Annotated in this window: 6 protein-coding genes and 2 rRNA genes; all 8 read right to left on the reverse strand. The window is 69.5% G+C overall.

Annotated features, from left to right (window positions below; all coding sequences use genetic code 11):
* Positions 1 to 252 (reverse strand): AAA family ATPase (locus tag HMPREF0975_RS05725; protein ID WP_009233203.1); only part of this gene is annotated, 252 nt, incomplete at its 3' end.
* Entirely contained in the window at positions 249 to 1,175 is a 927-nt protein-coding gene (locus HMPREF0975_RS05730) for an NAD kinase (RefSeq protein ID WP_049939512.1), read from the reverse strand. The genes HMPREF0975_RS05725 and HMPREF0975_RS05730, both read right to left, overlap by 4 nt.
* Positions 1,176 to 1,291: 116 nt before the next feature.
* Positions 1,292 to 2,164, reverse strand: coding sequence for a TlyA family RNA methyltransferase (locus tag HMPREF0975_RS05735; RefSeq protein ID WP_009233205.1), 873 nt, complete (start codon positions 2,162 to 2,164; stop codon positions 1,292 to 1,294).
* Between the two features lies 1 nt (position 2,165).
* Positions 2,166 to 2,429: a hypothetical protein gene (locus HMPREF0975_RS05740; protein WP_009233206.1), complete on the reverse strand. Its 264-nt coding sequence runs from the start codon at positions 2,427 to 2,429 to the stop codon at positions 2,166 to 2,168.
* 76 nt (positions 2,430 to 2,505) lie between these two features.
* Positions 2,506 to 3,594, reverse strand: coding sequence for an HAD-IIA family hydrolase (locus HMPREF0975_RS05745; protein ID WP_009233207.1), 1,089 nt, complete (start codon positions 3,592 to 3,594; stop codon positions 2,506 to 2,508).
* Complete coding sequence (locus tag HMPREF0975_RS05750; RefSeq protein WP_232212471.1) at positions 3,591 to 4,457, reverse strand: hypothetical protein; 867 nt, start codon at positions 4,455 to 4,457, stop codon at positions 3,591 to 3,593. Before HMPREF0975_RS05750 ends, HMPREF0975_RS05745 begins: the two co-directional genes overlap by 4 nt.
* An 817-nt stretch (positions 4,458 to 5,274) precedes the next feature.
* Positions 5,275 to 5,393: ribosomal RNA gene (gene rrf / locus HMPREF0975_RS05760) — 5S ribosomal RNA — on the reverse strand.
* A gap of 191 nt (positions 5,394 to 5,584) precedes the next feature.
* Positions 5,585 to 6,064 (reverse strand): 23S ribosomal RNA (locus HMPREF0975_RS05765); the annotation flags it as partial.

Consider the following 6,064-nt stretch of genomic DNA (forward strand, 5'->3'; position numbering starts at 1 on the left):
GCCGGCCTCGAGGGCGCGGGCGGCGGCGCGCGAGTCGGGGTCGACGAGGAAGGCGCCCTCGACCAGGCTGCGCTGGGAGCCCGTGCGCACGATGGTGGTCTCGGCGCGCTGGCCCAGCAGCAGTCCGAGCGAGGTCAGCACCATCGTCTTGCCGGCGCCGGTCTCACCGGTCAGGGCGGTCAGACCGCGACTGAGGGGGAGATCGGCCTCCTCGATGACGCCGAGGTCCTCGATGTGCAGGGACTCGATCACGCCGGTCCTCCCGCGGGCGGGCGGGCGCCCGCTGCGACGGCCGGCTGATCCTCCGGATCGTCCGTAGCGTCATCGGCAGCATTGGAGGCCCGCCAGCCCTCTACGGGCAGGTCGAACTTGCGCACCAGGCGGCTGGCGAAGGGGGCCTCGTTGAATCGCGCCAGGCGCACCGGGCGCTCCGCGCGGCTGACGCGGATCCGGGCGCCGACGGGCACGTCCAGACTGCGCCTTCCGTCGCACCAGATCTCGGCGGCTCCGAAGCCCGCTCTTTGGATGACGACCTCCATGCACGACTCGGGTCCCAGGACCAGGGGGCGGGTGAACAGTGCGTGCGCGGCCACCGGCACCAGCAGCAGAGCCTCGACCTCGGGCCAGATGACGGGGCCGCCGCAGGAGAAGGCGTAGGCGGTCGAGCCTGTGGGCGTGGACATGATGAGGCCGTCGCAGCCGAAGGAGGAGACGGCCTGGCCGTCGACGCCGATGGCGACCTCGAGCATGCGTGCCCGGTCGCGCTTCTCCAGGGCGGCCTCGTTGAGCGCCCACTCGCGGGAGACAGTCCCATCCGGGGAGATGACCTCGACGTTCAAGGTGGTGCGGGTCTCGACGGTGTAGCGGCCCGCGACAAGGTCGGCGACGACCTGCTCGATGCCGTCGGGGTCGGCCTCGGCCAGGAAGCCGACGTGCCCGGTGTTGATGCCCACCAGGGGGATGTCGCGTTCGCGGGCGGCTTCGAAGGCGCGCAGGATCGTTCCGTCGCCCCCGAGCACGAGCACGAGGTCGACATGGGCGGTGCACTCCGGTCCGACGGGCTCGACTCCGTGGGCGCGCAGCGCCGCCGAGGCCCGGGCCACGGCGGTGGCCGTGGGCGCGCTGGGTCTGGGGACGGGCACGGGTTTGTCATTGAGATCGCGCTGCAGGAGCATGACGCGGGAGATTTTCTGACGGCGAGGATGCGCTCCTGGCCGCCCCGAGGAGTCGGGGCGGCCGGCCGGCTCCACCGACTCAGTCGGACCGGCGATACCTGCGGGGCTCAGTTTGCTCATGTGTGGGTCCTTGTTCTGCTTCGGCGGGAGTCGTCTGCGGCGGGTCCCTCGGCGACGGCGCACTCGACCTGGGCGCGCAGTTGGGCTCCACGCAGGTCCTCGGGGCCCCCGGCGCGGGAGGCGTGCATGTTCAGGAAGTACTCGACATTGCCGGCGGGACCGGGCAGCGGGGAGGCGGTCACGGCGTCGACGCCCATCCCCAGGGAGTGGGCGCGCTCGGCCACGGTCAGGACGGACTCCACATGGAGCCCCGGGTCGCGCACCACTCCCCCGTGCCCGATCCGGTCCCTGCCCACCTCGAACTGGGGCTTGACCATGAGCAGGAGGTCGGCGTCGGCGGCGGCGGCGCGCAGCAGCGGCTCGAGCACCAGGGTCAGGGAGATGAAGGACAGGTCGCCCACCACCAGGCCGGGAGCCGGGGCGACGGCTGCGGGGTCCAGCGTGCGGATGTTGGTGCGGTCCAGGGCGGTGACGCGGGGGTCGGAGCGCAAGGACCAGGCCAGCTGGCCGTAACCGACGTCGACGGCCACGACGTGCTCGGCGCCGCGGCGCAGGAGGACGTCGGTGAAGCCGCCCGTGGAGGCGCCGGCGTCCAGGCAGCGTCTGCCCTCGATGCGAGGCGCCAGACCGCGCTCACCCAGCGCATCCAGAGCGCCGGCGAGCTTGTGGGCGCCACGCGAGACGTAGTCGTCTCCGCAAGGGGTGTGGATCTCGATGGCCTGCGCCGGGTCGACCTGCCGGGCGGGCTTGGTGACCACAGCGCCGTCGAGGGTGACGTGTCCGTCGGTGATGAGGGTGGCGGCGTGGCTGCGGGAGCGGGCCAGTCCACGGCGTACGAGCTCGGAGTCGATGCGGATGAGTCTGGCCATGTCAGCCTTCCGCCTCATGCAGGACGGAGGCGAGCTCCTCGTGGATGGCGCAAAGGGCGGCGGCCCGATCCTCCAAGGGCATCTGCCCTATCCCGGTGAGCCGATCGGTGTGGTCGGTCAAGCCGTGGGCCATGGCCAGTGCGGCGTCGGCGCGCGGGGGCGCGGGCAGCGGAGGCCCGGGATTCGCCGGACCTGCGGGCGCACCCGTCAGCGGGGCCCCCCGGTTGGCGGCTTCCGGTTCGTTGTGGCTCAATTCCTGACTCACCTCGACGTGGTTGGCATGCGCGCTGCTGCTACGCCTCTTTCCCTCCCGCGGAGTATTCCCGACCTCGGCCGGGCTCTCAGGGAGCAGCGACTTCGATGTCGGGAAGATCCAGTGCAGTGGCCCTGCCCCGGGCCTCCTGGGCGTCGGCCCAGTCCCAGGCGGCAACGGCCAGGGCCCGGTAGGAGTCCAGGTCGATGCTCGTCGGGCTGCCGTCCCGGGTGGTCACGGCTCCCCCGTCCTGCAGTTCGAGCCCGGAGTCGACGACGCGGGCGCGCCGGCCGCCGACCTGCCACCACTGCTGGCCGCCCTGCTCGACTCGTACGGGTTCGGGATGCGGCTCGGTCAGGCCGCGCAGGTCGGTGTGAAGGAAGCTGGGACGTTCGGTGGCCGCAGCGGTGATGACATCACGCGCGTCTGAGACTCCGGTGAGGACGTGGAGCCCGGGAATGCCTGCGGCCCGGGCACCGACGTGATCGGTGTTGAGGCGGTCCCCGACGGCCAGTGGCCTCGTACCGCCGGCGCGTTTGAGGGCGCGCGTGTAGATTCCGGGGAAGGGCTTGCCCCCTGCGAGGGGCTCCTTGCCGGAGGCGTTGACGACGGCCGCTACGAGGCTGCCGTTGCCCAGGGCGAAGCCCCGCTCGGTCGGCAGGGTTGCGTCGAGGTTGGTGGCCACGTGGAGGGCGCCGGCGTTGATGGCGTAGACGCCCTCGGACAGGAGGGCCCAGTCGACTGCCGGGTCCCATCCCTGGACGACGGCGACCGGGCCGTCCTGTGCGCTGCCGGTCACCTGGAAGCCCTCGTCCAGGAGGGCCTGACGCACGCCGTCGCCACCGACGACGAGAACGGTGGAGCCGGGCTCGATATGCTCGGTGAGCATCGCGGCCGCGTCCATGGCGGCGCTGAAGATTTCCGTGGTCTCGGCGATGATGTCGTTGGCGGCCAGCTTGTCCACGACCGTCTGAGGCGCCCGCGAGGCGTTGTTGGTGACGAAGGACAGGCGCATGCCGGCGGCGCGGGCGGCGTTGACGTTGTCGGCGGCGTGCGGGACTCGGGCCTCACCGGCGAAGCAGACGCCGTCGAGGTCAAGCAGTGCGACATCGTATTCGGTGCACAGGGGCCGCTCGCTGCCCAGGAGGGTGGCGGGAGTCTGCTGGGACGGGGTCATTGGGGCTCCTCAGGGACGTCGTCGGTCGCAGTCATCATCGGGTCCGGGGTGCCGGCCGCGTCATCTGGGGAATCAGGCGACGGTCCACCCGTATCATCTGCTGTCCAGGACATCGAATCGTCCTCGGCGGTCTCCAGTAGCTCGGTCATCTCTGCCTCGACGCGCTCGGCGAAGGACTGCGGCCACTCGGCGTCCTCCTGGTCGGCAGGTTCGAGGTCCGACGACTGACCCCCGGTAGGTGCTTCTGAGGCGGCTGGGGCCTCAGCGCCCCCGGCCCGATCGTCGGCCCCAGGGGAGCCCTGTTCCTGCATCTCGGCATCGTAGTCGTCCTCGATATCGAAGACCTCGACCTCGTCCTCCTCGATCGGCTCGGCGCCGATGCGGTCCCGCACGGCTGCGGCCTCCTGGTGACGGCCGAGTTCCTCGAGCCGGTCGGCGCGCACGGAGTGCAGGCGCCTGAGGGTGTCGCTGTCGGAGGGGCGGGCTCGGATGGCGTCCTCGATGACGATGAGACCGAGGTCGGTCTGACCCAGCTCGTGACGGAGGCCGGAGACGACCATGGCCAGCTCGGCTCGCTCGATCTCGTCAAGTTGACGCGGGTCGGTCGCTTTAGCTGCCTGGAGTGCCTTGTCCAAATGGCCCAGGGCCCGTTCGCAGTCGACCTCGATGGCCCGGTGAAGGTCGAGTCCGGAGAGTCGTCTGGCCGCGCGGATCTCTCGAAGCGCCTCGCTGTAGTGTCCCGCGAGGTAGGCGGCGATGCCGGCGGTCTCGCGTACGACGGCCACGCGCCCGGCGTGGGAGGCGGCATAGCGTGCGTGCTCGTAGGCGGTCTGAGGGTCGTCGTCCAGCAGGCGCTGAGTCATCACCAGGTGGCGGGCGACGTTCTCGGCATTGGCGCGTCCCAGAGCACGAAGCTGGCCCTTTGCGCCCCGCTCGAGGTCGCCCGGTTCGACGTCGTCGGGAATATTGGGCTCAGGGATGCGCTGGCGCTGCGGCGGGCGACCTCGACGCTCGTTCTTCCCGTCTCCGGGGCCTCCGCTTCCGGAGCGGCTGTTGAAACGCCCAGATTTGTTATCACCGCGGACTGGGCGCCGTTCGTCCGAGCCTCCGTCCCTACGGCGCTCTGCGCGCCAGTCGTCCCGCCGTCTGTGCTCTCCGCCGGTCCCGCCCTCATCGCGGATGCGGCCCTGGGAACGCCTCCGCCCATCGTGCGAGTCGCTGCTCCAACCGGAGTGATGGCTGCGACGAGAACGGTCGTCCCCGTCATCGAAGCGCTTGCGTCGACCGAAGCCGTGACGGTCACCGTCCCGACGATGCCGGGACGAGTCGCCGTGGTCCGCATGGTGCCGACGGTCCTGATACGCCATGGTCCTACTTTCGATCCGGGACTGCCATCAGTTCCCTTGCCGTTCTTGAATGCCTGGGAGGAGCCTACCCGGAGCGCCAGCAAGTGTCGTAACGGCGCCCGCTCCGACGGATGTGGCGCGTGGCGCGTGAGCGAAGATATCCGCGGTGTTGGTGTGTTTTGGGGTTGGTGGTTTGTGTGGTGGGTGGGGAGGAGAGGGGGTGGGGTGGGGGTGGGTGGTCGCGTGGGTTTTTCGTGGGGGGGTGGGGCTGGTGCTCAAAGGCAGTTGGCCCGGGACCGCTGGTTGGCGGTTCCGGGCCGACTGTGTGGTGTGTGCTCGGTGGTGTCCTACTCTCCCGCACCCTGGCGGGTGCAGTACCATCGGCGCTGTCAGGCTTAGCTTCCGGGTTCGGGATGGGTGCCGGGCGTTATCCCTGTCGCTGTGACCACCGAGACGATTGTGCGGGCAGTGCGAGAATCACTCGGTACTGATTTGGTTGTGTGGTTGCCTCTCCACGCGCGCGTCGCATACGCGTCGCGTTGCGTGTTGGTTGGGTTGGTTGTGGACCGTATAGTGGACGCTCGCGGGTGGTGTTCCTGCCCCCCCCAACCCGTTGTGCCGCTTGCGCGGTGGTGGTGGTGGGGGTTGTTGTTTGTGTTGGCCTATTAGTACCGGTCAGCTCCGAACCGTTACCGGTCTTCCACTTCCGGCCTATCAACCCAGTGGTCTGCTGGGGGCCTACCAAGACAGTAACTGTCTTGTGGAGACCTTGTCTTGAAGATGGTTTCCCGCTTAGATGCTTTCAGCGGTTACCCGTCCCGAACGTAGCCAACCAGCCGTGCCCCGGGCGGGACAACTGGCACACCAGAGGTTCGTCCGTCCCGGTCCTCTCGTACTAGGGACAGGCCTTCTCAAGTCTCCTGCGCGCGCAGAGGATAGGGACCGAACTGTCTCACGACGTTCTAAACCCAGCTCGCGTACCGCTTTAATGGGCGAACAGCCCAACCCTTGGGACCTGCTCCAGCCCCAGGATGCGACGAGCCGACATCGAGGTGCCAAACCATGCCGTCGATATGGACTCTTGGGCAGGATCAGCCTGTTATCCCCGGGGTACCTTTTATCCG

The organism is Actinomyces sp. oral taxon 849 str. F0330 (genome assembly GCF_000239715.1).
In the GTDB taxonomy this organism is placed as follows: domain Bacteria; phylum Actinomycetota; class Actinomycetes; order Actinomycetales; family Actinomycetaceae; genus Actinomyces; species Actinomyces johnsonii.

Excerpts from the sequence above, each read along its gene's own strand:
- HMPREF0975_RS05750 (WP_232212471.1), bottom strand. The coding sequence starts at position 4,457 with ATGACTCAGCGCCTGCTGGACGACGACCCTCAGACCGCCTACGAGCAC.
- HMPREF0975_RS05730 (WP_049939512.1), bottom strand. The coding sequence starts at position 1,175 with ATGCTCCTGCAGCGCGATCTCAATGACAAACCCGTGCCCGTCCCCAGA.
- HMPREF0975_RS05735 (WP_009233205.1), bottom strand. The coding sequence starts at position 2,164 with ATGGCCAGACTCATCCGCATCGACTCCGAGCTCGTACGCCGTGGACTG.
- HMPREF0975_RS05745 (WP_009233207.1), bottom strand. The coding sequence starts at position 3,594 with ATGACCCCGTCCCAGCAGACTCCCGCCACCCTCCTGGGCAGCGAGCGG.